The 26,818-nt window shown below is 55.5% G+C and carries 23 protein-coding genes and 4 pseudogenes; 9 read left to right on the top strand and 18 right to left on the bottom strand.

The window, feature by feature from the left end:
* Positions 1–51 precede the first annotated feature (51 nt).
* Entirely contained in the window at positions 52–1,107 is a 1,056-nt protein-coding gene (gene dctP / locus K3759_RS17100; protein WP_259985710.1) for a TRAP transporter substrate-binding protein DctP, read from the bottom strand.
* 232 nt (positions 1,108–1,339) lie between these two features.
* Here dctP (K3759_RS17100) and K3759_RS17095 point away from each other — a divergent pair, with 232 nt between their 5' ends.
* Positions 1,340–2,290 carry a LysR family transcriptional regulator gene (locus K3759_RS17095; RefSeq protein WP_259985709.1) on the top strand — a complete coding sequence of 317 codons (951 nt, stop codon included), beginning with the start codon at positions 1,340–1,342 and terminating at the stop codon, positions 2,288–2,290.
* Here the strand turns inward: K3759_RS17095 and argE are convergent.
* Together argE and K3759_RS17085 are read right to left on the bottom strand one after the other, a co-directional pair.
* A complete protein-coding gene (argE, locus tag K3759_RS17090; protein ID WP_259985708.1) occupies positions 2,287–3,459 on the bottom strand; it encodes an acetylornithine deacetylase in 1,173 nt (390 codons plus the stop codon). The two genes, K3759_RS17095 and argE, sit on opposite strands and share 4 nt — an antisense overlap.
* A gap of 58 nt (positions 3,460–3,517) precedes the next feature.
* Positions 3,518–4,435 carry an ornithine cyclodeaminase family protein gene (locus K3759_RS17085; protein WP_259985707.1) on the bottom strand — a complete coding sequence of 306 codons (918 nt, stop codon included), beginning with the start codon at positions 4,433–4,435 and terminating at the stop codon, positions 3,518–3,520.
* Positions 4,436–4,663: 228 nt separating this feature from the next.
* Here K3759_RS17085 and K3759_RS17080 point away from each other — a divergent pair, with 228 nt between their 5' ends.
* The 3 genes and pseudogenes from K3759_RS17080 to K3759_RS17070 form a co-directional block, all read left to right on the top strand.
* Positions 4,664–5,293, top strand: coding sequence for a transcriptional regulator (locus K3759_RS17080; protein WP_259985934.1), 630 nt, complete (start codon positions 4,664–4,666; stop codon positions 5,291–5,293).
* A gap of 67 nt (positions 5,294–5,360) precedes the next feature.
* A complete protein-coding gene (locus tag K3759_RS17075) occupies positions 5,361–6,320 on the top strand; it encodes a threo-3-hydroxy-L-aspartate ammonia-lyase (RefSeq protein ID WP_259985932.1) in 960 nt (319 codons plus the stop codon).
* Between the two features lie 176 nt (positions 6,321–6,496).
* A pseudogene (locus K3759_RS17070) lies at positions 6,497–7,300 on the top strand (IS3 family transposase); the annotation flags it as partial.
* A gap of 234 nt (positions 7,301–7,534) precedes the next feature.
* On the opposite strand, the gene K3759_RS17065 reads toward K3759_RS17070, so the two are convergent.
* The gene (locus K3759_RS17065; protein ID WP_259985930.1) at positions 7,535–8,794 is read right to left on the bottom strand and encodes an IS110 family transposase; all 1,260 of its coding nucleotides are present in this window, start codon (positions 8,792–8,794) and stop codon (positions 7,535–7,537) included.
* A 135-nt stretch (positions 8,795–8,929) separates the two neighbouring features.
* Here K3759_RS17065 and K3759_RS17060 point away from each other — a divergent pair.
* Positions 8,930–9,283 (top strand): annotated as a pseudogene (locus K3759_RS17060) (integrase core domain-containing protein); the annotation flags it as partial.
* Between the two features lie 108 nt (positions 9,284–9,391).
* Here K3759_RS17060 and K3759_RS17055 read toward each other — a convergent pair.
* From K3759_RS17055 to K3759_RS17020, 8 genes are read right to left on the bottom strand one after another with little or no spacing between them, the layout of a single operon-like run.
* Positions 9,392–9,991 carry a flavin reductase family protein gene (locus K3759_RS17055; protein WP_259985928.1) on the bottom strand — a complete coding sequence of 200 codons (600 nt, stop codon included), beginning with the start codon at positions 9,989–9,991 and terminating at the stop codon, positions 9,392–9,394.
* A gap of 3 nt (positions 9,992–9,994) precedes the next feature.
* A complete protein-coding gene (locus K3759_RS17050) occupies positions 9,995–11,290 on the bottom strand; it encodes a TRAP transporter large permease (protein ID WP_259985927.1) in 1,296 nt (431 codons plus the stop codon).
* Positions 11,291–11,294: 4 nt separating this feature from the next.
* Positions 11,295–11,873 carry a TRAP transporter small permease subunit gene (locus K3759_RS17045; protein WP_259985926.1) on the bottom strand — a complete coding sequence of 193 codons (579 nt, stop codon included), beginning with the start codon at positions 11,871–11,873 and terminating at the stop codon, positions 11,295–11,297.
* Positions 11,874–11,884: 11 nt separating this feature from the next.
* Positions 11,885–12,928, bottom strand: coding sequence for a TRAP transporter substrate-binding protein DctP (dctP, locus tag K3759_RS17040; protein ID WP_259985925.1), 1,044 nt, complete (start codon positions 12,926–12,928; stop codon positions 11,885–11,887).
* A 29-nt stretch (positions 12,929–12,957) separates the two neighbouring features.
* Positions 12,958–14,418 (bottom strand): dihydropyrimidinase, encoded by a 1,461-nt coding sequence (gene hydA / locus K3759_RS17035; RefSeq protein WP_259985924.1) that lies wholly within the window; start codon positions 14,416–14,418, stop codon positions 12,958–12,960.
* An 11-nt stretch (positions 14,419–14,429) separates the two neighbouring features.
* Entirely contained in the window at positions 14,430–15,197 is a 768-nt protein-coding gene (locus K3759_RS17030) for an aspartate/glutamate racemase family protein (protein ID WP_259985923.1), read from the bottom strand.
* Positions 15,194–15,874, bottom strand: coding sequence for an aspartate/glutamate racemase family protein (locus K3759_RS17025; protein WP_259985922.1), 681 nt, complete (start codon positions 15,872–15,874; stop codon positions 15,194–15,196). The genes K3759_RS17030 and K3759_RS17025 overlap by 4 nt, the downstream gene beginning before the upstream one ends.
* Positions 15,871–16,809, bottom strand: coding sequence for an N-carbamoyl-D-amino-acid hydrolase (locus tag K3759_RS17020; protein ID WP_259985921.1), 939 nt, complete (start codon positions 16,807–16,809; stop codon positions 15,871–15,873). The genes K3759_RS17025 and K3759_RS17020 overlap by 4 nt, the downstream gene beginning before the upstream one ends.
* Here K3759_RS17020 and K3759_RS17015 point away from each other — a divergent pair.
* A complete protein-coding gene (locus K3759_RS17015) occupies positions 16,702–17,787 on the top strand; it encodes a LysR family transcriptional regulator (RefSeq protein ID WP_259985920.1) in 1,086 nt (361 codons plus the stop codon). The two genes, K3759_RS17020 and K3759_RS17015, sit on opposite strands and share 108 nt — an antisense overlap.
* Before the next feature lie 7 nt (positions 17,788–17,794).
* On the opposite strand, the gene K3759_RS17010 is transcribed toward K3759_RS17015, so the two are convergent.
* From K3759_RS17010 to K3759_RS16995, 3 genes are all read right to left on the bottom strand, one after another.
* Positions 17,795–18,304 carry an ureidoglycolate lyase gene (locus K3759_RS17010; RefSeq protein ID WP_259985919.1) on the bottom strand — a complete coding sequence of 170 codons (510 nt, stop codon included), beginning with the start codon at positions 18,302–18,304 and terminating at the stop codon, positions 17,795–17,797.
* 858 nt (positions 18,305–19,162) lie between these two features.
* Positions 19,163–19,372, bottom strand: a complete 210-nt coding sequence (locus tag K3759_RS17000; RefSeq protein WP_259985917.1) for a hypothetical protein — start codon at positions 19,370–19,372, stop codon at positions 19,163–19,165.
* A 9-nt stretch (positions 19,373–19,381) separates the two neighbouring features.
* Positions 19,382–19,834: a GNAT family N-acetyltransferase gene (locus K3759_RS16995; protein WP_259985915.1), complete on the bottom strand. Its 453-nt coding sequence runs from the start codon at positions 19,832–19,834 to the stop codon at positions 19,382–19,384.
* A 157-nt stretch (positions 19,835–19,991) separates the two neighbouring features.
* On the opposite strand from K3759_RS16995, the gene K3759_RS16990 reads away from it, so the two are divergent.
* The 3 genes and pseudogenes from K3759_RS16990 to K3759_RS16980 all read left to right on the top strand — a co-directional run.
* Positions 19,992–21,104 carry a DSD1 family PLP-dependent enzyme gene (locus K3759_RS16990; RefSeq protein ID WP_259985914.1) on the top strand — a complete coding sequence of 371 codons (1,113 nt, stop codon included), beginning with the start codon at positions 19,992–19,994 and terminating at the stop codon, positions 21,102–21,104.
* A gap of 202 nt (positions 21,105–21,306) precedes the next feature.
* Positions 21,307–22,265: pseudogene (locus K3759_RS16985) on the top strand (IS481 family transposase).
* A 195-nt stretch (positions 22,266–22,460) separates the two neighbouring features.
* Positions 22,461–22,631 (top strand): annotated as a pseudogene (locus K3759_RS16980) (IS6 family transposase); the annotation flags it as partial.
* 182 nt (positions 22,632–22,813) lie between these two features.
* Here the strand turns inward: K3759_RS16980 and ggt are convergent.
* The 3 genes from ggt to K3759_RS16965 form a co-directional block, all read right to left on the bottom strand.
* Positions 22,814–24,538, bottom strand: a complete 1,725-nt coding sequence (gene ggt / locus K3759_RS16975; RefSeq protein ID WP_259985913.1) for a gamma-glutamyltransferase — start codon at positions 24,536–24,538, stop codon at positions 22,814–22,816.
* A 602-nt stretch (positions 24,539–25,140) separates the two neighbouring features.
* On the bottom strand, positions 25,141–25,725 hold the full coding sequence (locus K3759_RS16970; RefSeq protein ID WP_259985912.1) for an SMC-Scp complex subunit ScpB: 585 nt from the start codon (positions 25,723–25,725) through the stop codon (positions 25,141–25,143).
* A gap of 2 nt (positions 25,726–25,727) precedes the next feature.
* Complete coding sequence (locus tag K3759_RS16965; RefSeq protein ID WP_259985911.1) at positions 25,728–26,633, bottom strand: DUF1403 family protein; 906 nt, start codon at positions 26,631–26,633, stop codon at positions 25,728–25,730.
* Positions 26,634–26,818 lie beyond the last annotated feature (185 nt).

The raw sequence follows: 26,818 nt of genomic DNA, 5'->3' as shown, positions 1-26,818 counted from the left end.
CGCGCCGGATACCGCGATCCGGCGCGGGTGATTAATTGTTATCGTAACCGTTTATCGATCGATGGCTTCGGAGATGACCGTTTCGAACCCTTCGAGGATCTTTGCGGGGTTCTCCACACCGGCGGCTTTTGCTTCCTCGGCCCAGATTTCCTGATTGGTTTGGACGTCAGGCAGGCTGGTGAACGTCTCGACGTCATCGGCAGAGGCTTTGACGATTGTATAGCCGGCCTCTTCCTGCGCCTTCAGGATATCTTCGATCGTGCTGTCCCAGACAGAGCTGAAGCGTTCGCGCGCGGCGGCGTTGGCCGTGGCGAAGGCTTCCTTATGTGCGTCGCTCAGAGACTGATACTTGTCTTCGTTGATCGTGATGATGAACGGGATCGCAAGCCACAGGTCAGGCATGAAGAAGACGTTCTGAGCCGCCTCGTCAAGGCTCGCACGGTGGATGCCGTCGATATTGGTGAAGACACCATCGATCGCATTGGTCTGCAAGCCCTGATAGACATCGCCCCAGGGCATTGACACCGGCGTGGCACCCGCGCCTTTGAGCAGATTGAGATACCAGCGGCTCGCCGCCCGCACGCGCAGACCTTTCAAGTCTTCGAGGTTGGCCACCGGTGATTTGAACGCGCCTGCATAGGGCGTCACACCGTACTTATAAACGATCCGCTGGCCCTGGCCTTCAAACTCGGCATTCAGTTCAGGTACTTTCTCATACATCTGGTCAAAGGCCCATGCGATGTTCTCATAAGTCGACGGGCCTTTGGGGAAGAGGTTATAGGCGCTGTTGAGCAACAACTGGTTGGGATAATAGTTGATGTTGATGAAACCCATATCGGCAACACCGTCGCGGACACCGCCGAGGATTTCCGAGCCTTCCATCAGCGCCGATCCCCAGTAGGGAACGACCTTGATTTCTCCGTCAGAGGCTTTTTCCAGTTCTTCGATAAAGATGCTTTCGGCCTCGCCGCGCATGTTGTTGGGCGCGGTGTTGGTCGCAAAACTGAGCGTTACGCTTTCTGCGAAAGCGCCGGTTGTACCGGCCGCAAAGGCCGCGCAGGCCGCCGCGGCCGACATCGAAAAACGAAATTTTGCATGAAACGTCATAGGGAAGGTTCCTCCTTGTTGTTTTTACCCGCGCAGCAGAACGCAACGGGGCCGTCATTCAAAGCGTGAAAGAAACGGAATTAACTCCGACGGAGCCCGTTTCGTACACTATGAGCGCAGTCACTTGGTAAGCATGTTAGGTTTTTTGAAACAACGCAAATTCGGAGTCTTCCTATTACCATTCCAAAGTCGCATAAGGCTTAATAAGCAACATGTTATCTAGGGGTTTTGCATGGATCTAAATTGGTTGCAGGATTTTATTTCCCTCGAGAATACGCGCAGCTTTACCCAGGCGGGACATGAGAGACACATCACGCAGTCTGCGCTCAGCCGTCGAATAAAAGCTCTTGAGGAATGGGTGGAAGCCCCCCTGATCGAACGAACCAAATATCCGATTCAACTGACCCCTGCCGGCGAGGCGTTCTTACCCGTCGCGCGTCAATTGATAACGCAGTTGCATCAGACCCGAGAAGGGATAAGACACGGCGCCACACAGGGGGACCGGATATTTCGAATTGCCGCACCCCATTCGATCGCCTCGAATTTCCTAGCACAGCGACTTGCCCTATTGTATCGAGACGATCCCAACCTTCAGGCTAGGGTTTTTTCCGACAATGCCGCGATGTGTTTCGATCTCTTGTCGCAGGGGGTCTGCGAGTTCCTTGTGAATTACAGGTATCCGCAGATTTCCACGACGTTGAATCCAGATCGTTTCGTCACCATCGATATCGGGTCTGAGAAGTTGATGCCTGTGGCAGATCCTGTGGTCGCGCGGCAAAACGGCTGGCGTTTTCCCGGAAGGCCCGAGGCAAAACTGCCCTTGTTAACCTACGGGACTGAATCCTTTCTAGGGGCGGTGGTTTCGAATATCGTCGGGTCTGGACCAAAGAGCGGCTCGGCGCGGCTTTGGATGCGCACCCGGCACATCGACTCCTTTGCCGAAGCGGTCAAGGGCATGTGTCTCAGCGGGGCTGGTGTCGCGTGGCTCCCTGAAAGCATGGTCAGCAGCGAATTGAACTCCGGTCGCCTGATCCGCCTTGATGACGGGGAATGGACGCACGACTTGCAGATCTCATTGAGCGCCCCGGCGACCCCCGCCGACGCGGCGGCCGAGGCTCTGTGGCGCGCCTTGCAAAGCCCGCGGGCAAGCCATGAGACAGTATCGCAGGCGCAATACTCTTAATCGCTCGCAATCGACGACAGGATATTCGCCAGCATCGCGTCGCATTTGTTCAATTCTGAAATCTCGATGTACTCATTCGGTTTGTGGGCTTGCTGGATTGAGCCAGGGCCGCATACGACCGAGGGAACACCTATTTTGGCAAAACTACCGGCCTCGGTTCCGAAGCTAACCTTGCTGACTTCAGGTACAGATCCTGCGGGAATATCCATGAATTTCGTGATCCAAATGATGATCTCGGATCCAGCCGCAACCTCCAATCCCGGGTACGAACTGACCTCGATAAGCTCGATATCGGCCTTGGGCTGCGTCTCGCGCGCCTTAGCCGCAATCCCGGCGGCCCTGTCTCGCAAGGCATCGAGGATCGGCTCGGCTGGATCCTGCGCCAAATGCCGAAGCTCCAGGTCCAGGGTCGCGGTTTCCGGAACCATGTTCAGCGCGGCCCCACCCTCCAGCTTGCCGACATGCAGGGTTGAGTAAGGCACGCTATAGGCCGGATCACTGGGGCCGGTTTGGCGGTGGCTGTTTTGCAAACTGCGGAGCGAGACCATCAAATCGGCGGCCAGATACAGCGCGTTCTGGAACTGCGGCGCGAGCGACGAATGCCCGGCCGTTCCCCGGCAGACTGCGCGCATTATGGATTTGCCCTTGTGCCCGGTGACGAGCGTCATATTCGTCGGTTCGCCCACAATGCAGAATTTCGGCAAGCCGATCGATGGGGCCAGTTGTTCGATCATATGGTTGATACCGAGACAGCCAAATTCCTCGTCATATGAAATGGCCAATTTGAAGGGCTCGCGTAGTGTCAGATGCGCCGCCTGATCCGCCAGCGCCAACATACAGGCGAGAAACCCCTTCATGTCACAAGCACCGCGCCCATAGAGCCGCCCGTCCTGTCGCATCATCCGGAACGGGTCGCTCGCCCAGTCCTGACCATCTACCGGTACGACGTCAGAATGCGCCGATAGCATGATGCCGCCGTCACCCTCGGGGCCAATCCGGGCAAACAAACCGGCCTTCTGGCCTGTCGGATCCGGCACGCGATGACAGGTAAAGCCGCGTTCATCCAAGAAATTCTCTACCCAATTCATCAGTTCCAGATTGCTATCCCTGCTGACAGTCGGAAAGGCGATCAGCTTGTTTAAGATTTCAATCGTCAAAGTATCAGTCACAGCGCGCTATCCTGCATAAGATGTTGGGGTCTTTCGAAGGCGTCTCATATTGGCGCCGTCAGTCTTGGTGCTTCTCGATAATCATCGTCGCCACGTAGAGGTCTTGAATCGAAATGCCTGAACTGTCGAAAACGGTGATGTCCTCATCGGACCGACGCCCGGGGGCTCTGCCTTCGAGCACCTCCCCTAAGGCGACCGGGTCGGCGGCACCTTTCCAGTGCTGGAACTCTCCGATGCGGCGGGATTGTTCTGGTAAGTCGCAGAACAGGTACGCAGTGTCGAACAGCTGCGCCGGTAGCTCCTGCTTGCCTGTTCGGTCAGATCCCATAGAAGATACATGCGTGCCCGGTCGTATCCATTCAGCATTGAACAGAGGTGCGGTTGCGGTGGTCGCGGTCAGAATGACATCTGCTGCGCGGCAGGCAGCCTCTGCCGGGGCGGTCTCGGCGGGCAGACCCTGCGCGCGCAGACGCGTGGCAAATGCCTCGGCCCGCTCGGGCGCGCGACCGACGACCAGGACGCGCTCGAAATCGCGCACATGTGACACCGCCATCGCCTCATATTCCGCCTGATGGCCCGTGCCGAAAACCGCCAGCACCTTGGCGTCCTTGCGGGCCAATACGTCGGTTGCCACGGCGTCGGCGGCGGCGGTGCGATAGGCGTTCAGCTTACTGCCTTCGACGATGGCACCGATGCAGCCAGTGCCCTGATCGAACAGCAGGATAATCGAACTGTGGCGCGGAAGGTCAACCGCGTCATTCGTCGGGAAATAGGACCCGATCTTCAGCCCTGCCAGCGTCGCATCTGCCGCAGACTTGACGGTGAACCGATTCTGGCGGTCGCTGCCATGGCCGAGGACGACCGGAAAATTCTCGGCGCCCACTGCACAGGCCGCAACAAAGGCACGGCGGGCGGCTTCGTAAGCCAAATCATGTGATATGAGTGCCGAGGATTCGGCTTCGCTGATGTAGATCATTTTGTTTCCTTACCAGGTGTACGCCCCGCAATGGTGCCGTCGGTGACGACACGAGAATGCGTCGCACCACGCCCGCCACCCTTGTGCCGCCCCCGCGACGCCAATCCGAAGACCGACCCGCTGGTCACGGTTTGCGCAATGTACCGTTGCGAACAGTCTGCAACCCACATTGACAGCTTGTCAACTTATATACAGTTTGTCCAAAATGCCTTTTCGCAGGAGACCCTCATGACCGAACGAACTCCCGAACAGAGGCTTCTTCTCGACCAGATCAGGCAAGTTGCCGATGGGCTGGCACAGACCTTCTCGCCATTCTGCGAAGTGGTGGTTCACGATCTGCTCGACCCCGAAAACGCGATCCTTTCCCTTTACAACAATCTGTCCGGCCGAGAAGTGGGCAGTCCTGCGACCGAGTTGGGCTTGGCTCGGATCACGGATCCCGAGTTCGAACAGGTTATCGCCAATTACCCCAACCAGTTCAGCGACGGGCGTCAGGTCAAAAGCACCTCGATCGGGATAAAGGATTCGGAAGGTCGCTACGTCGCGGCTCTGTGCCTCAACATAGATCTGACGATTTTCAACGGCTTCCAAGGAATATTGAGCCAGTTCGCGCAGGTTCAGGTCTATTCGATGGCCCAGGAAAGCCTGCACCCAGCCAGCAGCGACATCATTCGCGACACGATTGATAAATTCGCAGCGCGTCTCGCCAAGACGCCCCGAGGGTTGAACGCCGAGGACCGCCGAGCGCTGCTCAAGGAGCTCAAGGCCGACGGGCTGATGGACCTGCGCCGCGCGGCGAATACGGTTGCCTCACATCTCGGGGTTTCACGCGCCACGGTATATGCCTGCGCAAAATGACAAGTTTAACCCGACTTAGGCGGCGCATGCTGGCATCGGGAACCTGATAGAAGCTGAAAGGACAAATATGGCTGATCTTCCAACATATGACGATGTCGTTGCTGCGGCCGAACGGATCAACGGTCACGCAAACCATACACCCGTCATCACCTCGCGCACTGTTGACGAACAAATGGGGGCGAAGGTCTTCTTCAAATGCGAGAATTTTCAGCGGATGGGCGCATTCAAGTTCCGCGGCGCCTTCAATGCGCTATCGCAATTCACGCCCACGCAACGCAAGGCGGGCGTAGTGGCATTTTCATCGGGGAACCACGCACAAGCCATTGCGCTTTCGGCCAAGCTATTGGGCATTCCGGCGACAATCGTCATGCCCCATGACGCACCGGCTGCCAAACTTGCCGCAACGAAAGGCTACGGCGGCAATGTAGTGATCTATGACCGCTATTCCGAAAACCGTGAAGAGATTGGTCTGGATCTCGCTGAAAAGCACGGCTTCACGCTCATTCCGCCTTACGACGACCGCGATGTTCTGGCCGGCCAAGGGACCGCGGGCAAGGAACTCCTCGAAGAAGTTGGTCCTCTGGATGCGCTTTTCGTATGTTTAGGTGGCGGTGGCTTACTGGCTGGTTGCGCACTCTCGGGCCGAACCCTGTCTCCGGACTGCAAAATCTATGGTGTGGAGCCGGAGGACGGCAACGACGGGCAGCAATCCTTCCGTAGCGGCCAAATCGTCCATATCGATACACCCAAGACCATCGCAGATGGTGCGCAAACTCAGCACCTAGGGAACATCACCTTCCCGATCATCCAAAACAACGTCGATGACATTCTGACAGCGACGGACGAAGAGTTGGTCGCGTGTATGAAATTCTTTGCTGAGCGCATGAAGCTCGTGGTGGAACCGACCGGCTGCCTCGGTTTTGCGGCCGCTCGCGCGTTTGGAGATCAACTAAAGGGTCAGCGCATCGGCGTCATCGTCAGCGGTGGCAACATCGACATCGCGAATTTTTCCAGGCTACTCTCCTGACCGGTCGCTTCTATAATGGCCGCCCTTACCGCCAGTTGATGCTTGGAAGACAGAAGGCTTGTACCCTCTCTCACTTGAGCACAAAGCCGAGAAGGAAGCCATATGGATAATGACCTGCCCCCCGCGAGATCCCTCACTTTAAGGTAGAGTTTGCTCAACCACGAAGGAGCAAACATATGCGAAAGAGCCGTTTTACCGAGGCGCAGATTATTGGGATGATTAAGGAGCAAGAGGCAGGCATGCCGACAGCCGAAGTATGTCGTCGCCACGGTCTGAGCCCCTCCACATTTTATAAGCTGAAAGCCAAATACGGGGGTATGGATGTTTCTGAAGCTGACCGGCTGAAGTCCCTTGAAGATGAGAATGCCAAGCTCAAGCGGCTGCTGGCCGATACGATGCTCGACAATGTCGTGCTGAAAGATCTGCTGGGAAAGAACTGACGACATCAAGCAAGCGGCGGGAGGCAGCGCTTAAAGCGATGCGGGACCATGAAATCTCGCAGCGTCGCCTGCAGGCTTGTTGGTGTCGACCCAAAGACAGTCCGGCGTGAACGCCCGCCGGACTGCGCTGAGATACGCAAGGAGATGCAGGAGATTGCCGGCAAGTGGCGTCGGTTCGACTACCGCCGAATCGGCGTTCTGCTCGAACGCAAAGGTATGGTCATGAACCACAAGAAACTTTATCGGCTTTACCGGGAGGAAGGGCTTTCAGTGAAACGACGCCGCGGTCGCAAGCGGGCCCAAGGCACACGCACTCCTATGCCGCAGGCGGTGCGCCCCAATGCACGGTGGTCGCTGGACTTTCTCTCCGACAGCTTCGGGGCTTCACGGAAGTTCCGTATCCTGGCGGTGATCGACGACTGCAGCCGCGAGAACTTGGGCCTAATTGCAGACACCAGCATCTCCGGCGCGCGTGGCGCTCGGGAACTGGACGCGCTGGTGCGGATCTACGGAAAGCCCCAAGCTATTCGTGTGGACAACGTCCTATGTCGGGAACTTCCAGCTGTTTAGGTCAGCAGATCATGGGGCATCCGGCAAACCGGATGCCCTACAATCGTTGCCCAGACGGGCACTGCCGTCAAGAAATGATCTCCTCCATAGCAAACACAGGGTACGCGCAATGGCGGCTCTCACCGTCCTAAATACGAGATCCCAAATCCCAAGCAGAAGGCCCGAACATTATCTACGAGGTCAGCGTACTGCCTCCATGGCTCATCAGAGAGAGGTCCTTCCGCCTGGGCTCACCCCCTCAAAGAAGGGGCGATAGGGTGCGCCGTGTTTGACCACGGCGTGTACGGAGCGCGCCATCTTTGCCGTGATTGCGGTATAGGCCGTGCGACGCAGATGGGCATTGTGTCGGTCTTTGAAGATGTAGCGCTCGAACTTGTCGCGGAAGCCGTTGGTCCGCTTCAGTACTGCGGTCTGGCCGGCCGTCCAGAGTGTGCGGCGCAACCGGGCATTGCCGTATTTGGAGATGCGGCTTTGGCCACGGAACATCCCCGACTGCACGGTGGCGAGGTCCCTGCCGCAGAACTTCAGGACCTGCCGATGATGGCGAAACCGACGCAGGTCACCGGCCTCGGCCAGGATGGTCATGGCGTTGATCGGGCCGATTCCGGGTATGGTTGTCAGCAACTGATAATCGGGGAGGTCCGAAAGTAATCCGACGGCCCGCGCCTCAATGATATCGCGCTGTCGGATCAGGCTTCTGCCTTCGGCCAGCACCAAGCGGAACATGCGGACAGCGTCAGAATCCGGCTGAACTGGCAAGCCCACAGAGCCAACGGCGGTAGCATAAATATCTGAAAGCAGACGCTCTTTGGATACTTCACGTCCGACAACTTTCCGGGCATCGGCAATGAATGCCTCCCGGCTCATCGCCGTGATTATATGCGGGGTTGAATACTTCTCGAGAAACGCCAGGAACCAGTCGGTTCTCGAATTCCGATGAAATCGTTCGGCCTCGGGGAAGTAGAGCGGCAGATAATGTGTCAGGATGCGATGCCACAGCTCGGTCTTCGAACGGGAGACGATCTCATGGGCCTTCGACAGTTCCTGAATGTCGGCGGTCCCGGTTACCAACGGATCGTGATAGAACTGAACCGCGCCGATCTCCAGCATGTGCAGGATGACCTGGGCGTCCTTAGGGTCGTTCTTATCCCAGCTGTTGTGCAGAGCTTCTCGTGTTCGCGCCAGACCGACGGAAGACACAAGCTTCAACTCGAATCCGGCCTGTCCGAGATGGTGCGCCAAGACACGGTGATAATTGCCGGTCGCTTCAAACCCGATCCGCACCGGCAGGTCATAGCTGGCGAGATTTATGGCTAAGCGCTGAAAAACTTCCAGCGTGTTCATGATCGTCGTGCGGCGGCGGCGGCGCTTCTTGCCGGGAATGCTGATCAGCACCTCATGTCGATGCTTGGATATGTCGATGGCGACCAACACGGTCGAAAGGGTAGCATAGGTAGCGGTCATAGCCGGTCTCCTCAACGGTGTGGTTATGCAAAACCACTGTTGAGACCTGAGACCCGGTTATGGCCACCCGCTGCCAATTTAAGGGCTGCGCAGGCGGCCAAAACCTCCCAACGGCGCTTCTTCCCGACGTGCTACGGGACCGAGTTCACCAGTAGGGCCATCCTGCGATGGGCCGACCAGAACGCCATTCTATGGCATTACATCGATCCCGGCAGGCCGCAGCAGAACGCCTTCATCGAGTCATTCAACGGCAGCCTGCGCGATGAACTTCTGAATGAGGAGATCTTCGACACTTTGGATGATGCACGGCGGAAGCTGGCCCTCTGGCGCTACGGCTACAACACCGTCAGGCCACACTCATCGCGCGGAAACCAGACGCCAAAGCAAGCGCGGCAGGCGCTTGAGCAATTTGAGAGCTCCGCGCCTGCCGCGCTTGCCCAATCCGGAACCCCCAACTATCAAAACCAAACCTGCAAACTCTCGTTATGAGTGAGGACCAATGCGGGCAGGTCAATAATATTGCGCTAAAACAGCGAAGATACTGCCGACCATCATGCGCCAGGGGGCTAAGGCGCTAGCGATGCCCTTCAAACTCAATCAAAGACCGAAGATATCTGTCATTCCTAAATAGCGCGTCCCGGCCAGACGCCCGATAAGGTTAAGCTCGTGGACATCAATCCGCATGCGCGTCGGATCAACAACTCCCTCTCGGAAATGAAGATGTCGAACTAAACCTAGAACAATCTGTCGGGACGCAGATATTTCCAGTGTGGTATGCCTGGTGCATTCGAAAGATGCTGGACTTGCCTCGAGTCTGGGCGGCCTCACAACCTCGGAGGGGATAGTCGTGAGGCCAGCCCGAGAGGGCTCTTCAATCCCGGTTGCAAGAGGTTCCGCACAGATTTTCATCGCATCCGCCATAGGCCGGTCAACCATATTAACCACAAACTCTCCGCTCTCGCGGATATTCTGCGACGTGTCCTTCAGGCTACCATCTTCATTGCTTTCTAAGCCTATCGCTACAATGCCGGGATCGGCTGACAGAACGTTGAAAAAAGAGAACGGCGCCGCATTGATATTTCCATCTTCTGACATGGTCGTGATCAACGCGATCGGTCTCGGAACAATTGCTCCGCTGAGCAATTTATAGCGATCACGAGCTTCAAGCTCGTCGTGCGAAAAGGAAAGCCAGGACATGGATTAGTTCTCCATAAGGCCAGGTAACCAAAGCACAATTTCTGGAAAATAGATGATCAAAGCGATGAAGGCAAAGAATGCGCCCATAAAGGGAACCGCTCCGATGAACACATCGTTGATGTCGCTGCCCCGTGGACGGAGGTTCTGAATGACATAGAGATTAAGCCCCACAGGAGGTGTAATCAAAGACAACTCCATCATCGTTGTAAGAAAAATACCGAACCACAAGGGATCGAATCCGGCTGCGACTACGATCGGCACGACAATACCGATAGTAGTGACCATCATAGCCACAGCTTCAAGGAAGCAACCCAGCAGCAGATAGAACAAAACCAGCAACCAGATCAGGACATAGGGCGACAAACCGGCTTCAGAGATCGCCCGGGACGCCGATTGAGGCAGGCCCAAGATGGAAATGACAAAGTTCAGGCAGAAGGCCGACACAATAATTAAAATGATCATGGAAGTGGTGCGGAACGCCCCCTGGAATGCTTCGTGAAGCATTGCGACGGAGAGCCGCCCATTCATCGCGACGAGGACTAGGGCACAAATGATCCCCAATGCCGCCGCCTCGGTCGGTGTAGCAATACCGCCATAAATGCTACCCATAATGACAAAGAAAACAACAAACGTAGGAATGATCTCACGCAGCGCACGGAATTTCTCCCGCAACGGCACCCGTGTTTCTGCAGCTTTCGGAGATGGGACAAAAAATGAAACAACTACGATAGCTAGAGACATGAACCCAGCTAAGATCAGGCCTGGAATGACGGCTGCGACAAACAACTCGCTGACTGAAATATCAGCAAGCGTGCCATAGACAATCATTAGGATACTGGGCGGAATGAGCACGCCTAGCGTGCCACCGGCAGCTAGGGATCCGAAAGTCATACGTTTGTTATAGCCGCGCTCTTCCAAGGTCGGGATCGCAACTGTGCCAATGGTTGCGGCCGTAGCGACACTCGACCCGGATGTGGCGGCAAAAAGTGTGCTGGCAACGGTATTGGTATGCAACAGTCCGCCAGGCCAGCGTTCCATCCAGACTGCTAGGGAAGAATAGAGTTTATCGGCAACCCCCCCGCGCAACAGGATCTCGCCCAGCAACACAAAAAGCGGAATGGCAACCAGAGAGAATTCATTCATCCGATCCCATGCAATGGAACCAAGAGAGTCGATCAGAATGCCGTTGCCAACGATTAGATCGGCTCCAACGGCCAAGAGCACGATCGCGCTGGCTACATGAAGTCCAAAGAACAGCAGGATCAGCAGCCCACTAATGAAGAAAAGCGCAATTAACATGTTATTATTCTACTCCGCGGACGCCTTCGACCACCTCATCTTCAAGTTGATGATCCAGTGTTTCTGTCAGGGTTTTGTAATCTCGGGACATGACGGCGATGACAATGCGTATTAGCCTCACGACGATAGCGACAAAGAAAATGGTCAAGCCCGCCGCCCAAATTCCCTGTGGGATATAAAGAGGTGTCCGCAAGGGCGTATTTGCGAAAGCACCGAACTCCCAAGATTCTAGCGTCACCGACCAGGCACCAGAGGTTAGATACCAAGCAGTTGCGCCTAGAGTAGCAATGGCGATGAAAGATGAGGCCCGGAACAGTGGACTTGGCAAGCGCCGGACCAAGAGATCGATGCGAATATGTGCATGGTCATAAAAGCAGAATGCCATACCCAACGCAGAAGTAACGGCTAGAGCGTAACCACCATATTCGTCGATACCTTGCAGCGACATGCTGAACACCTTGCGCAGGATCACTTCAAGGCAGATTGCAAATGACAGCGCGATCAAAAGCCAGCCACCTATGAGGCAGAAGGCTGTAGAGACCGCCCCCATGGCGGTCTCTACTTTGTTTACGATGTGTCTCATATCCAGGGGCATCAGTCGGCGATACCAATCACTTGACCTATGGTCTCGTCAAAAGTTTCACCGCATTCAGGGAACGACGCGTTGCAGCTTTCTTTCCAACGCGGAATGATAACTGATTTCAGAATGCCATCTAACTCCGTGCGATCCTCTTCGGACACATCGGCATAAGTCATGCCGCCGGCTTCCCCGCCGAGTTCGCACTCGCCTTCGCCCGTAGCGCAGCGAATGCCTTGCTCATGGACCACAGGGGCCATCTCCCAAAGCGTGTCTTCTGCTTCACTCAATTTGCTGCTGATCAGCTTCTGGTCTTCGTCGCTCAGTGACTCCCAGAAATCTTTATTGGCAACCTGGATCACCTGAGAATAACCGCCCAACGGCAAATCGTAGAGCGAGCTGGTGACTTCGTGCCATTTGTTTCGATAGCCGAACGTGCTGCCTGTCGTGCCGCAATCAACCAACCCGCGCTGAAGCGCTTGGTAAACTTCCCCGCCGGTGAGATCGACAGCGGTAGCGTCAAGTTCTTCCAGCGTATCTGCTGCTGGAGCACCACTAACACGCACTTTTTCGCCACCTAAAGCATCCAAGCTTTCAGTTTGCTCCTTACAGAACAGGATTTGCGGGTTGAACGGCCAATGTGTCAGGAAGACACCGTTATAAGGCTTAACGCGTTCGGCCATCACACCGCGATAAGAATCCGAAATCTGCCGGAGAGTGTCAAAATCATATGCGATAGCTGGTAGATCGACGGCGACCAACGATGGCTCATCGCCACTGACATAGCTGACTGAAATCGTCATGATGTCGAAGGTTCCTCGTTTAAGAAACCGAAGAGCTTGGTCGCCTTTGATACCCGCTTCATTGAGTGTCAAATACTGAGTTTGGATTCTTCCATCTGTTTGCTCTGCCAACCCTTCCCATACTTTCCTGTCGACATCGTCGACTTGAGGCTGGTTACCCCAGAAGCCCAAAACACGAATTTTAACGTCTTCCGCCGCATGCAGCGTACCAGTCATTGCCATCGTGGCAACACAACTCGCGATCATCATATTTTTCATTATTTCGCCCTCTTCTGTTGGTTTATATTTTAAAGGATTTCTGCACCGAAGTTTCGGGCAGGATCGACCTCGCGCACCAAGGTGCCGCGTGGCTTTGCTAGGTCCGAGTGCTCACGTGGAACAAATGTCCCGTCTCCCGGACTTGCGTTCAACTGACCCTGATCCACAACGACCCGGCCGCGATTAATAACCGTTGTTGGCCAGCCAGTTAGCTCCATGCCGGCGTAAGGGGTGTATCCAACATTGTCATGCAGGTCCTCCCAACTTACCGTGTATTTTACGTCCGGGTCCCAGATCGCTAGGTCCGCGTCGGCTCCCACCGAGATCGTGCCTTTACGAGGGAAAAGACCATAAAGCCGCGCCGCGTTGGTCGAAGTCAGTTCGACAAATCGATGAAGATCGATCCGCCCCTTACATACCCCCTCAGAAAACAAGAGAGGCATGCGCAACTCGATCCCGGGAATGCCGTTGGCGATCTTATTGAACGGAGCATCAGGTCCAGCTTGGAGCTTAGCAGTCTCGTCAAAGCGATAGGGGGCATGATCTGAGGACACAATTTGAAAAGTGCCGTTCTGAATGCCTGTCCATATTGCCTCTTGTGAAGAGGCGTCGCGTGGCGGTGGACTGCAGCAGAACATAGCGCCTTCCATACCTTGCCGATCAAGATCGTCTACCGTTAAGAATAGGTATTGCGGGCACGTCTCCCCATAGATTTTTAGGCCTTTACTTTGGGCATCTCGGATTGCTTCTGTGGCCTGTTGGCACGAGACATGAACAACTAATAGCGGTTGATCCACAAGTTCCGAAAGACTGATGGCGCGATTGGTGGCCTCGCCTTCAGCGATACGTGAATGGCTAATGCCATGATACTTTGGTTCTTTATGGCCAGCATCCAGCAATCTCTTGGTAAGCCAGCGGATCATATCGTGGTTTTCCGCATGGACCATGACCAAGGCACCTTCGCGGCGGGCAACACTCAACACCTCAAGGATTTGATAGTCGTCCAACTTCAAGAGTTCGTAGGTGGTATACACCTTGAACGAAGTCAGGCCCTTCTTGATCAGCTTCGGCAGCTGGTTGTGCAGCACATCTTCATTCGCGTCTGAAACAATTAGATGATAAGAATAATCAATGACCGACTTCGCCGCAGCACGGGCTTCATAGTCAGCGACGACATCAAGCAAAGACTGCCCCTTATGCTGCGCAGCAAAGGGCATAATCGTAGTGTTCCCACCAAAGGCAGCTGAGATCGAGCCGCTCTCGAAGTCATCTGAAGTCTGAATTCCCAGAGATGAAGATTGCTCAATGTGGCAGTGCGCCTCAACGCCCCCAGGCAATACGAGGCGTCCCGCCGCATCAATCTCTCGGGGAGCTTTAGGCAGGCCTTTCATCAATGCCACGATCTTACCATCGCGGATCCCAACATCACAATCAGTTCGGTCCGAAGCAGTGACAACGGTCCCATTTCTTACCACCAAATCGAATTCCATGCTTCTTCTCCTCAACTATTACTGTCTGTTGCGCCGGACAAATGAAGGTCATCGACCCGAGCCGAGTTCGAAGTCCTCCACCATTCAACGCAGTGTCGGGCAAGCGCATCGGTGGCATCGATCAAAGGCATTCCGACATCGCTTTTAGGGCCCAAAACAATGGGGATTTCCGTGCAAGCCATGATTGCAGATCGTGCGCCCCGCTCCTGAAGGCGGCGGGCAGCTTTGGACAATAGGTCAGCCCCCGCGATCAAATCGCCAGCTTTAACTGCAGCGATGCCGGGCGAGACTAGCTTTTTCTGATCCTCTTCCTCCGGGACAAGGACTTGATAACCGCTTTGGTCTCCAAGGCGATTTTGGTAAATTTTTCCTTCGATCGTTCCAGCTGTTGCTAGAAGCCCAACGGGACCAGTGCGCGCGGTTGTTTCTAAGCGCTCTCTCACTGTGTCCACGATATGGAAAACAGGGACCGTGCTAATCGCCACAAGATCTTCATACCAAAAATGGGCGGTGTTACACGGTATCGCGATTGCTTTCGCTCCGCTCGATATTAGCTCACGGATTCCGCTGGATAGGGCCGGTAAAGGGGACTCCGCTTTCTTGGAGATCGCAGCAGAGCGATCAGGAATTTGGGGCACCGATCGAATTATTGTCGCTACGTGCTCTTGATCATTAGACGCTGCCGTCGCTGAAATGAGTTTGAGGTAGAAATCTGCAGTCGCCCCCGGCCCCATTCCGCCGAGAACGCCCAGATAACCTAATGTAGCGAGATCGGTCACGTCCGTCCCCCGCGAGGCGGAGTATCGTAGTTCCCCAAAATTGCGGTGTAGGCCATACTCGTTGCGACAAGCGAAGGATCGAGAACTGGAATCCCCGTTTCAGACGCGACTGCCTGACTGAAGCGAGACATCCCACAACAGCCCAAGATTAAGACCTCAGCTCCGTCCTTATCAATCAGCTCATGCGCAGCACGCAGAAGCTTGTCGATAGCTCCATCATCGCCAAGATCAGCCACTGAAACATCTGCGGCCCTATCCCCTGCCAGTATGCCGGTTAATCCCGCCGCTCCCGCGGCAGCATTATGACGGGCTACTGAGGCGCTTCTTAAAGAGATCACCCCCGCTTTACACCCCATAGCGCCAACGTAACCCAACGTCGCTTGAGCAGCACCAAATACCGGCACATCAAGCATCTCTCGTAGAGAGTGAACGCCGGGATCGGAGTAACAGGCCACGACAATGCCATCACAGCTTCCCTTTTCACCCTCCGCCCAATCGATGAGCGGGCCAATCACGAGATCTGCATCGCGTTGGGTGAGTATCCCTCCTGGCCCTGCCGCCAGGGTCTGGCAGTCAATGTCTAAATTGTTGTTCCGCAAAGGCTCGACAGCAACCGAGATATCCTCTGTTACCCGTTCAGTTGAGTTGGGGTTTATGACTATTAGCCGGCGTGTCATTCGGGAAGGATCACACCGGTTTGGTCAACGATGCGACCATAATGCTCAGGACGGCGATGACGGGCGAAATCAAAGATTGTCTTTTTATAAAAAACGGTATCATCAAGATCGCATTCGGCGACGATCAACTCATCATCCTCAGTTTCCGCACGAGCCATGATCTGACCATTTGGATGAACGATGATTGAACCCCCGATCAGGTGGTTGCCATCTTCAACGCCCGCTTTGGCGATGGCGGCAACAAAGGTCGCATTTTGATATGCGCCCGCTTGCACCGACAAGTCGCTATGAAACAAACGTTCTTCAGGGCCTTCTTCAGGTTTTTGGGAGTTGGTTGCTGGTGTATTGTACCCGAGCGCAACAAATTCCACCCCCTGCAATCCCATAACCCTATAGGTTTCAGGCCAACGTCGATCATTGCAAAGACACATCCCAAAAATGCCGTCCATGGTGCGCCAAACAGGGAACCCAACATCCCCCGGTTCGAAGTAGTATTTTTCAAGATGCTGAAAGGTTCTTTCTGGATCGTATTCGGCGTGACCGGGAAGGTGAACTTTGCGATATTTACCTACAATTTTCCCCGTCTGGTCGACCAAGATAGACGTGTTGAAATAGCGGGTCTCATCATCTTCCCGAGCAACTTCAGCATAGCCAAGATAGAAGCCGATACCATACTCCGCAGCCTTCTCGAACAGAGGTTTGACGTGCGGATTTGGCATATCCTGCTCATAAAACGCGCGGAATTCATCTGAATTCTCAATGTAGTGTCGCGGAAAGAACGTAGTCAAAGCTAACTCGGGAAACACGACAAAGCCGCAACCTTCAGCATGAGCCTGATCAAGGAGTGCTACCATGCGCGAAACCGCCGAGCTTTTGCTCTCATCACGCTGGATAGGGCCAAGTTGGGCGCCGCCTACTTTAATCAACCGACTCATACGTCATTTACTCCGAAAGCTTTCATCCGCAGCATTTATGGAGTGACACATCTATTAACGCCAATTACAAAGATGCCAGGTATCTATAAGTCTGGATTATACATGCGTCTTCGCCATCTCGAGATCTTCAAGGCGGTAATGGAAACTGGAACGACGTCGAGTGCTGCAAAGTTGCTGGTGGTGTCGCAACCAGCGGTATCAGGCCAGTTGCGGCAATTTGAAGATCAACTAGGAATCGAACTATTCCAACGCAAAGGCGGTCGTCTCGTGCCCACGGAAGAGGCACATCAGCTCTATAAGAAGGCTTGCGTGGCCTTCGATGGATTTCAGGCTGTGGAGCGCTTTGGTGAAAGCCTACGACAGGGCACGGCCGGCCGACTTAATTTCGCATGTAGCCCCACCATTGCCTACGGCCCGCTTCCTAAGGCGCTGGACGAGTTCGAGCACGCCTTTCCTAAAGTGCCAATATCATTCGATACCCCATCGAACGAACGGATTGCCTCTATGATCCTAAGTGAAAGCGCGGAATTTGGATTGACGATCGCACCCTTAAACAACCCATTTCTTGAAGCCGTCACCCTTGAGTCTTCACCTATCTGCTACGCTTGGCCAAGAAGTTGGAATGTTAATCACGGCCACGAAACCATGAAGGTCGAACATGTTCCTCAAGACCGGTTGATCCTATACCCTAGTAGCGAAGGGATTGGTAAGATCATGCACGCTGTCTTTGATGATCACGGCCTAGAACCACGGCCCTGGATCGAAGTCAGATATGTCTGGAACGCGCTACGGTTCGTCGAAGCCGGGGTCGGCGCCACCCTTACTGATCAGGTCAGCGCTACAGCGGCAAACGTTAAGGAAATTGACTTCTTACCGATCGCAACCGAGAGGCGGATTCCGTGGATCGTTACTCATCGCCAAGGCCAGATTCTATCGATCACAGCGCGAAATTTTCTAGATAAACTTCATATTCGCTAAACCCGTATTAGCCCGTAGAGGTGGGGACCAAACGAATTTGGGCTTTCAGCGGAAGCCTTTCGGTATCCTCGCCATTAGCAAGGCGATAGATGAAGGTCGCAGCTGCCATCGCTTCGCCCTCGCACATCATGCCGAAGTGCCAAGTCCCCTCTCGTAATACAACCGCTTGACCCGGTCGGGTTCGAAACGCCCGTAGGCTATCTGCCCGTTCGGGCGGCGAGCCATCGCTCGCAACAATGCAGACCATCGGTGCATCACCGAGCGGAATGAAGACTTGCACTGAAAACGGGTGCCGTTCGAGTTGTGCCGAGCGCTCAATCTCAAAGGTGGCCGGACTTAAAGTGATGAACGTCAATGTCGGCCCCCCATCCGTGAGGCTCGGTGTTAGGGAGGTGGGGATAGTTACCCGGCCGCCACCAACTGGTGGTTCAACGAGATCACCAAACTGAACAAAGCTTTCAGGACAGGCATCCTCAATAGGGATAAATGCAATAGGCTTGTTTGGGTCTACAATCATGGCTTTCCAGAGGCCGATAGGGCAACGATCTATGGACCTACATGAGTGGTTGTCCGAACATAAGTCAATTCTAGCATTTTTTGCCCAGCCTCTCGTTCATCACGAGCGCTTGCGGGTTTGAGTTTCAAATTAAGCCGGGTCCCATTTGAGCGAGGCCGACCATATTGAACAAAATTGTGAAACCTTCAAAATTGAGTCAATATGTAGTGTTATGTGACTTAACAGGTACAACATATCGACGCCTAAAACTCTACAAAAAGATCTGGATCTTTGTGTAGAGTTCCTAGTGTGCAAAAACCGCAACCTTCCGCGGGTTTGAGCGCCGTTACCTGCGCCACCCCGCCAAGACACCGCGACCCAGCCTGACGCCCCCCTTCTGACCCCAGAAAAAGTATGACCATGATCAACGCATTCACATCAAGCTACGCATGAACAAATCGTCAGACACGGTTGCGTCGTCTATCTTTGCGGACAGGTTGGTCCCGGAGCCACCGTGACGAAGCAGACCGAGAATTGACTCGCCTGCGTCGACAAGTTGTTGCGCGAAGCGGGGTCATCACGCGCGCACATGTTGTAGGCGGTTATCTGGTTGGCCGACATGCGTATTTTGACGAGATGAATGCGGTCTGGGGACGCATGGCTTCTCCGCAGGTGGAGATTATCGTGACCGCGGCTGTCGCGGAATGAAGCGTCATAGGTTCAGCACGACGGGCCATTTCGCTCGGCCACAGCGGATCAGGACCTCACCCGTTTGCGGCATTTCCAGCGGCTCTTCGAAACAGCGCCGCTTTTCAAAGGCGCGACGCCGGTCTGCCTGGCATGACTCTCTTCCTGTCTCGCCAAAGCATCCGCCAGCGGTCACTGCGGCTTGCGCAGCAGTGCCCCTCTATCGTGGCGGTTCTCAACCTCCGGCAAAGGGGAGGCGAAACGGCCAATAAAGATTACAACAACAAGGGTGACGACGAGCCCGGCAAGAAACTTCACAACTGCCCTGATCATCGCAGCGCTGTCCTTCAATTCACTTGCGACTACGCTCGCATGTCTTTGCAAATGCGTCCAGTCGGGCATGAGCGAATGCTAAAGGGTGATGCGCGACATAGAATCCGTGCCGTTGACGCGCATGTCGCCGCCCAGTTCGAGACATAGTTTTCGGATCGCCGCCTTTGCGTTCGAGAAATGGACATCGACCGACAGAAGGCGTCTTGCCTGCGCCTCGGACAGGCCCCGCTGAAACAGCGCACGACCAAAGCCGCGCCCTTGGTAGGCATCTTCAACGGAAAGACCAATTTCCGCCTGCCCGTCCTGAAGAATGTGAAGCTCCAAGATACCCCGATAGGCGCCATCCTTTTTGACCCCGAACATGACATTCGGCGACGCGCTATTGGCCGTTTGCGTCAAGACCTCTTCCTTTATGCCGCCCATGAAGCGCAGTCTGCGCGATGCTTCGCTCAAGCGGCGATAATGCCGCAAAAGTGTCCTTCGGAGGGCCGGAAGGGATAGGGTAACGGGTTGTGGTGTGATCGCCTGCATGTGCTTTCCAATCTGCTACAAAGATGGGGCCTCAGCGCCCATTCAGCAGAGCCGGTATGGTCTTCCCGTGATGTGCGCGGCGCATCACATGTATTTGCATATGTCGCGCCGGCGCGTTCGATGCTAAGCCACTGCAAAACTGCGAAAGGATTGCCCAATGATTGACGCACACGCCCCCGACTCCCCTGCCCTATTGCTTGATCAAGCGCGGATGCAACGGAACATCGCGCGTCTAGCTGACCATGCGCGAAAGCTTGGCGTCACGCTGCGACCGCATCTGAAAACGGCAAAATCCGTCGATGTTGCCCGCCAGCTCACCGGGGGTGCGCCCGGTCCGATTACCGTGTCGACATTGGCCGAAGCCGAAGTGTTTTGCGCGGATGGGTACAACGATATCCTCTATGCCGTTGGTATTGCCCCGCAGAAGCTGAAGCGGGTGCAGACGCTGCGCCAAAAGGGCTGCGATCTGGTTGTGATTCTCGACAACGCGGCCCAAGCGCAGGCCGTGGCGGAGGCCGCCGTCCCCGCGATGATCGAAATCGATAGCGATGGTCACCGCGGCGGTCTGCGTCCGGAGGACCCGGCACTCGTTGAGATCGGGCGCATCTTGCACACCGCTGAATGCCTGCGCGGTGTGATGACCCATGCGGGCGAAAGCTATACGGTCCGGGGCCGCGAGGCCCATGCCGACTTCGCAGAACAGGAGCGCAAAGCTGCCGTTTCCGCCGCCGAAAATCTGCGCGCAGCGGATCTTCCCTGCCCTGTGGTTAGCGTAGGCTCGACCCCCACCGCACATGCCGCGCGCGACCTGACGGGCGTGACGGAACTGCGCGCCGGGGTCTATATGTTCTTCGATCTGGTGATGGCCGGGATCGATGTCTGCACGCAAGACGACATCGCGATGAGCGTGCTGACCACGGTCATCGGGAATCAGCCCGCCAAAGGGTGGACTATGATCGACGCCGGCTGGATGGCCCTGTCCCGGGACCGAGGCACAGCGGCGCAGGATGTGGACCAAGGCTACGGGCTGGTGTGCGACGAAGAGGGGCGCGTCTTGACCGATTATATCGTCGTTAGCGCCAACCAGGAACATGGCATTATCGCGCTGCGCGAAAGCGCGGATCAGTCGCCGCTCGACCTGCCCGTCGGTACCCGTCTGCGCATCCTGCCCAACCATGCCTGCGCCACCGCCGCCCAGCATGACCGCTACCATTTGGTGCCGCAAGACGGCGGCCCGCTTGAGGTTTGGCCGCGTTTTAACGGCTGGTAAGGAGACCCCCCATGATCTTGATAAAAGCAGGCCAATCCGCCACGATCGTAAATCTCAGAGCTTGTCTTCGCCGCGTTGCGGGAAGCCTTTATCGGCGCAGTCTCACCACGCGCTGCGACCCAAGAGCCGCTTCATTGCGGCGTAGGTGTTTGATCCCACGGTTTGATGGTGCGATCCTTTCTCAGGCTTGGAAGGAAGCATTATGGGACAAGTTCGTCACGGGAGCGCCACGACAACGCACGCCGTCAGAGCTGCAATACAGCGATCGCAAGCTTCGCTCGCGCAGTTAAGTAAGGAGCTGGGCATCAACCCCAAGACCGTTGCGAAGTGGCGAAAGCGCGCGACTGTCGAAGACTTGAAGACCGGGCCAAAGGAGCCGCGTTCAACCGTTCTCACCGAAGCTGAGGAGGCAATGGTCGTCGCATTCCGACGACACACGCTGCTGCCGCTGGATGATTGCCTCTATGCTCTTCAGCCATCGCTTCCGCATCTAACCCGGTCGGCATTGCATCGTTGCCTTCAGCGGCACGGGATCTCTCGCTTGCCGGATGTCGAGGGCGACAAGCCTAAGCGCCAAAAGTTCAAGCGTTACCCGATCGGCTTCTTTCATATCGATATCGCGGAAGTTCAGACGGTGGAGGGCAAGCTCTATCTCTTCGTGGGCATTGACCGGACCAGCAAATTTGCAGCACGCAACTCGTGGATAAGGCGGATCGCAAGACAGCGTGGGAGTTCCTCGAGCGCCTGCTTCAGTCAGTTCCCTATCGCATCCACACGATCCTGACTGATAACGGCATCCAATTCGCTGAGCAGCCCCGCAACCGTAACACAGCATATTCAAGGCAAATGCGCTTCGATATGATCTGCGAAGCAAATGGGATCGAGCACCGGCTGACCAAGCCAAACCATCCTTGGACTAATGGCCAGGTCGAGCGGATGAACCGAACGATCAAGGAGGCGACGGTGAAACGATACCATTATGACAGCCATAATCAGCTGCGTACGCACCTCACCGACTTCATGGCAGCCTACAACTTCGCACGTAGGCTGAAGACCCTGAACGGCCTCACGCCCTACGAATACATCTGCAAAATCTGGACTTCAGAGCCAGGTCGATTCATCATAAATCCGATCCACCAGATTCCGGGACTGAACACCTAGGTTAGCTGAATGGCGGCTGTCTCAATTAGCGCCAAATCGGTTCGCGTTTGCAGTGAATGACGGCAATCCGCCTTCAGTGCGATCAACATCAACGACCTTTACCGGTCAGTGGCTCTATGGTTGCCCGCAGCATTGCGCTCATACGAAACCAATCATTCGTCCCTTGCGCAGCATCCGATAAATACGATGGTCTGCCGAGCAATGCAGGGCTTCCGACCATCGGGCGGCTTGCAGCGTTTCGTCTCCATGCAGTCCGCAACCCGCAATCATTTCTCTGTCCCAGCCCGCCGTCGTTCCGCCCTCACCATTCGCTACCATCGGCTCGAAGCTTTCGAAATGTGGAAATCCGCGGCGAACGTCGCTTGATGTCCCATCTGTACCACGACTTGCCGAATGCGCGAGTTAACGTGACAACACCACATGCAGATTTAATAGAAATATTGCGCAAGAAAAAAAGGTTGCCGCGAACTATCCCGGCAACCTCTTTAGTCAAGGCCCTATAAGTGAGAATGCATCAGGCGTAACCGCCGGGGCCAAGTTCTCAATAGTCAGTGACCCAGGGCCGCCGCATCGACGCGCCGTGGGTCTGACGCGCCAAACAGATAGCCGCTTTCACGGTCCACAAGGATCGACTGCGTTGACCCCATTACCGACTTCTCACTGACCTTGTGACCGCGTTGCTCAAGCAAGCCCACCGTGTCGAGACTGATCCCGTCTTCAATCCGGATTTCATCGGGAAGCCACTGGTGGTGGATACGCGGCGCGAAGGAGGCTTCGGCGATGTTCATCCCATGGTCGATGACATTCATGATGACCTGCAATGTGGTGGTGATGATGCGCGAGCCGCCGGGTGAGCCGGTGACCATGAAGACCTCACCGTCCTTCATCACGATCGTTGGCGACATGGAAGAAAGTGGCCGTTTACTGCCCTCCACTGCATTGGCATCGCCGCCGATCAACCCATAGGCATTGGGCACACCAGGCTTGGCCGCGAAGTCATCCATTTCATTGTTCATCAGAATACCGGTGCCGTCAGCAACCATCCCGGACCCATAGGAAAAGTTGATCGTATAGGTGTTGGACACCGCGTTGCCATCCTTGTCCACGATCGAAAAATGCGTGGTCTGGTCGGACTCGTAAGGCGCGAGCTCTCCCGGCTTGATGCTGCTCGATGGGGTCGCCGCATTCAGGCTGATGTTCCCGCGAATATCCTCGGCATAGGCTTTGGAGGTGATCTCACTTAAGGGCACATCTACGAAATCACTGTCGCCAAGATATTCCGAACGATCCGCATAGGCCCGTTTCATCGCTTCGGCCATAAGGTGGATCGTATCGGCTGTGTTATGACCAAGGAAAGAGATCGGATAGTCTTCGAGAACGTTGAGAATTTGGATGATATGCGCCCCGCCAGAACTGGGCGGTGGCATGGAGACAATCTCGTACCCGCGGTAGGTGCCGCGCACCGGATCACGCAGAACCGGCTTGTAATTCGCCATGTCCTCCACTGTGATGCGCCCGCCTGCCGCCTGCACCGCTTCGGCGATTTTGGTTGCGGTTTCGCCTTTGTAAAAGCCATCCGGCCCCTCATCAGCGATCTTCTGTAGAGTATTGGCAAGGTCGGTCTGCACAAGAGACTCGCCCGGCTCGTAGAAACCGCCACCTTCTTTATAAAAGATGGTCTCAGAACTCGGCCATTTCTTCAGCCGGTCCTCAAGGCCTTTGAGGCTGTCAGCAAGGCCGGGCGTGACCGCGATGCCATCCCGGGCCAGCGCGATGGCCGGCTTAATCACCTCGGCAAGCGTCATGCTGCCGTAGTTTTCTAATGCCATCTGCATGCCCGCCACAGTGCCCGGCACGCCAACGGCCAATCCTGTGAACCGCGAAAGCTCGCTGTCGGCGTTGCCTTCGGCGTCGAGATACATGTCCCGTTCGGCGGATGAGGGTGCCATTTCACGATAGTCTATGGCCTTGGTCTCGCCGGTCTCCGCGTCATGGACGATCATGAAACCACCGCCGCCGATATTGCCCGCGCGTGGCAAGGTCACAGCCAACGCGAATGCCACAGCAACGCCTGCGTCCACCGCGTTGCCGCCAGCCTCGAGAATATCGAGCCCGATCTGGGCCGCCACGGCTTCTTGGGCCGACACCATACCGTTCTCCGCATAGACGGGATGCACACGGTCATTGCCAGAAAAAATCGCGGCTTCTTGGGCATGAAGCGCGGGGGCTGCCGACAGTGTCAGGCATACCGCGCATGTGATAATCTGTCTCATCAAATTCCTCCCAGTTGCGTTTGCGTGGGTCGAGGTTGGCTGTTTCCCTTCAAGAGTGCAACGGGAAGGGCAGACCTGACGCATTCCGCGCGGTAGGACATTAAGACCGCGTTTCTTGACGTCCGCGACGAGGCTTTCCTGGCTAAGAACGCTTAGCCGGAACGTCCAACTTCAAACCATTCAGTTATTAGCGGCAGAATACCTTAATCGTTAGGCGCACAACTGCTGCGACCCGGTCCGTCTTTTGAGAACCAATTGATGCGCTTGAAATCATCACCGCTCACAGCTGCAAAGGCTCTGATCTCGACGCAAACCAACGGGTTGCCTCCGTCGACCAGGACGTCAATGTTGGGTTGACCAACCTATCTCGGGCTGAAGAGGTCAACAACATGCGCTGATGAGACCCACCCTCAAGCTCTGGAATGAGGTGTCATGATAGATAGTCTTCTGGATCACGCATGGACCAGTGCTTCCCTTCCGAGCGTTGCAGAAAGCATCTCGTATGAGAGGTCAGGTTCCTTGCTCCTGGTTGCTTATTAGAGACCCCACCCTTTGTTCATTATGTACCTCACCCTTTGCGCCCTACATGGACTTTTGGTGGATCAACTTGCCAAGCCAGCATCCTCTAGCTCGCCGCGGTCGGGCAAATCACGGAGGCTTTCCATCCCAAACGCCATCAAGAACTTCTGCGTCGTCACATAGGTATAGGGTGCCCCTGCCCTCGGACTACGCGGACCCGTGGCGATCAACTCCTGCGCTCTTAACCTTCCGATCAAATCACGGCTGATGTCTTTTCCAAAAATATCCTTCAACCCATCCCGCGTCAGCGGCTGGTGATAGGCAATCGATGCGAGCACAGCGACTTCAAATTCGTCCAAATCCAGATGCTGGTCGCCCACATCGGCCGCCGCGTGAATGGCATCAGCAAATCGCGTCCGCGTTCGCATCAACCAGCCGTCTGCTACGGCGACCAACTCATAGGGGCGATCGTTTAAATCGGTCTGAATATCCTCAATCAACAGGTCAACCGAGGCCCCCTGCCCCACGACGCGCGCCAAGTCCCCGCGCGGCACTGGCGAAGCGCTCGCAAAAATCACCGCTTCAATCCGGCCCATCCATTCACGCCAGCGCAATTCCGGGAGCAGGTCGTCTAATTCAGTGTCTAACACTGAGGTTTCCTTGGCCATGCTTATACCCCGTACAATCGGAACGTCGGCCTGCCAGTCAGTTCCCGCACGACGCCCAGTTCCACCAAACGGTCACAGAGACGGCGCGCCGCGCGATCCGTCATCGGCATCAATGTGCCCTGGATCATCGGGCTTAACATGCCTGACGGTGACACCGCATCGTGGCTCAGGAACAAAGCCAACGCAGCGTCTGATCCTTTGGCGCGCAGTTTTGGCGCAACGGACCGCAACTTTGCAACGCGCAAGTTTAGGTCCGCCGCCAAACGAATGGCAGTGTCGCAAGCAGCAACCATCGCACGATGTACAAAAAGTCTAGGTTCACCCGCCCCAGTCGCAATCGCGCGGATATCCCTGCGCGCCATATGCGCCCCCAATAATGGCACAGGCCGATCCCAACCGACCGCACAGGCCAAAGCAACATCCGCCAACATCAATGCTCCCGCTTCTTCCCGTGGGAACCGGGGCAACAGCTCTGCTAAGATGACGCTTGCTTGTCCCACCGGTGTTCCTGATGGAGATCCAAGAATGGACACAGCCTCATGGGCCAGCGCTGTTGGTAGCGCATTCTCCACCCGCCCCTTCCATCCACTGACACCCAAGTTGATCCGCGCCAGCTTACGCCACCCCATAAACATCTCGCCCGCAGGTCCCAGCTGATCTCCTGCCCGCGCTAAACACACCGCGTCACGGATATCGGACCCGGATTCATTGCGACCTTCAAGCTTTAGGCAAGCCACAGCAGAATCCAGCGCCATTCGATCCCGCAACAAGGCACAGGGAAATGTAACGTTTGGGTCGCGTAACACCGCATCTAGCGTAGCCAGCGCCGCGCCAGATAAAAAAGCAACAGTTTCAGGGTCTTCATCTCTTTGCAGAGTGATCCAACGGGGCAGAAGCTGTAGGCTCATGGTATCGCTCATAATAAGTTTAGCGGCCGGATTCATCCTGACAGACTAAACCTACGCGGCGCTTATTTCCAGATAATTGCGCGTGAACCGCCGCATCTTGTTGGTCAAAGTTATGTCCAATAAGTTTACATTATCGGACGTAAAAAGATACGCTGGGTCACAGTCTCATTACTAGTGAATTTTCG

Origin of the sequence: Sulfitobacter sp. W027 (assembly GCF_025143985.1) — a bacterium.
In the GTDB taxonomy this organism is placed as follows: domain Bacteria; phylum Pseudomonadota; class Alphaproteobacteria; order Rhodobacterales; family Rhodobacteraceae; genus Sulfitobacter.
Note: the sequence above shows the minus strand (reverse complement) of the source record. Positions and strands in the feature narration are given on the sequence as shown.

Coding starts and splice junctions, on each gene's coding strand:
- dctP (WP_259985710.1), bottom strand. CDS start 1,107: ATGACGTTTCATGCAAAATTTCGTTTTTCGATGTCGGCCGCGGCGGCC.
- K3759_RS17095 (WP_259985709.1), top strand. CDS start 1,340: ATGGATCTAAATTGGTTGCAGGATTTTATTTCCCTCGAGAATACGCGC.
- K3759_RS17085 (WP_259985707.1), bottom strand. CDS start 4,435: ATGATCTACATCAGCGAAGCCGAATCCTCGGCACTCATATCACATGAT.
- K3759_RS17080 (WP_259985934.1), top strand. CDS start 4,664: ATGACCGAACGAACTCCCGAACAGAGGCTTCTTCTCGACCAGATCAGG.
- K3759_RS17075 (WP_259985932.1), top strand. CDS start 5,361: ATGGCTGATCTTCCAACATATGACGATGTCGTTGCTGCGGCCGAACGG.
- K3759_RS17065 (WP_259985930.1), bottom strand. CDS start 8,794: ATGACCGCTACCTATGCTACCCTTTCGACCGTGTTGGTCGCCATCGAC.
- K3759_RS17055 (WP_259985928.1), bottom strand. CDS start 9,991: ATGTCCTGGCTTTCCTTTTCGCACGACGAGCTTGAAGCTCGTGATCGC.
- K3759_RS17050 (WP_259985927.1), bottom strand. CDS start 11,290: ATGTTAATTGCGCTTTTCTTCATTAGTGGGCTGCTGATCCTGCTGTTC.
- K3759_RS17045 (WP_259985926.1), bottom strand. CDS start 11,873: ATGAGACACATCGTAAACAAAGTAGAGACCGCCATGGGGGCGGTCTCT.
- dctP (WP_259985925.1), bottom strand. CDS start 12,928: ATGAAAAATATGATGATCGCGAGTTGTGTTGCCACGATGGCAATGACT.
- hydA (WP_259985924.1), bottom strand. CDS start 14,418: ATGGAATTCGATTTGGTGGTAAGAAATGGGACCGTTGTCACTGCTTCG.
- K3759_RS17025 (WP_259985922.1), bottom strand. CDS start 15,874: ATGACACGCCGGCTAATAGTCATAAACCCCAACTCAACTGAACGGGTA.
- K3759_RS17015 (WP_259985920.1), top strand. CDS start 16,702: ATGAGCCTGATCAAGGAGTGCTACCATGCGCGAAACCGCCGAGCTTTT.
- K3759_RS17020 (WP_259985921.1), bottom strand. CDS start 16,809: ATGAGTCGGTTGATTAAAGTAGGCGGCGCCCAACTTGGCCCTATCCAG.
- K3759_RS17010 (WP_259985919.1), bottom strand. CDS start 18,304: ATGATTGTAGACCCAAACAAGCCTATTGCATTTATCCCTATTGAGGAT.
- K3759_RS17000 (WP_259985917.1), bottom strand. CDS start 19,372: ATGCCCGACTGGACGCATTTGCAAAGACATGCGAGCGTAGTCGCAAGT.
- K3759_RS16995 (WP_259985915.1), bottom strand. CDS start 19,834: ATGCAGGCGATCACACCACAACCCGTTACCCTATCCCTTCCGGCCCTC.
- K3759_RS16990 (WP_259985914.1), top strand. CDS start 19,992: ATGATTGACGCACACGCCCCCGACTCCCCTGCCCTATTGCTTGATCAA.
- ggt (WP_259985913.1), bottom strand. CDS start 24,538: ATGAGACAGATTATCACATGCGCGGTATGCCTGACACTGTCGGCAGCC.
- K3759_RS16970 (WP_259985912.1), bottom strand. CDS start 25,725: ATGGCCAAGGAAACCTCAGTGTTAGACACTGAATTAGACGACCTGCTC.
- K3759_RS16965 (WP_259985911.1), bottom strand. CDS start 26,633: ATGAGCCTACAGCTTCTGCCCCGTTGGATCACTCTGCAAAGAGATGAA.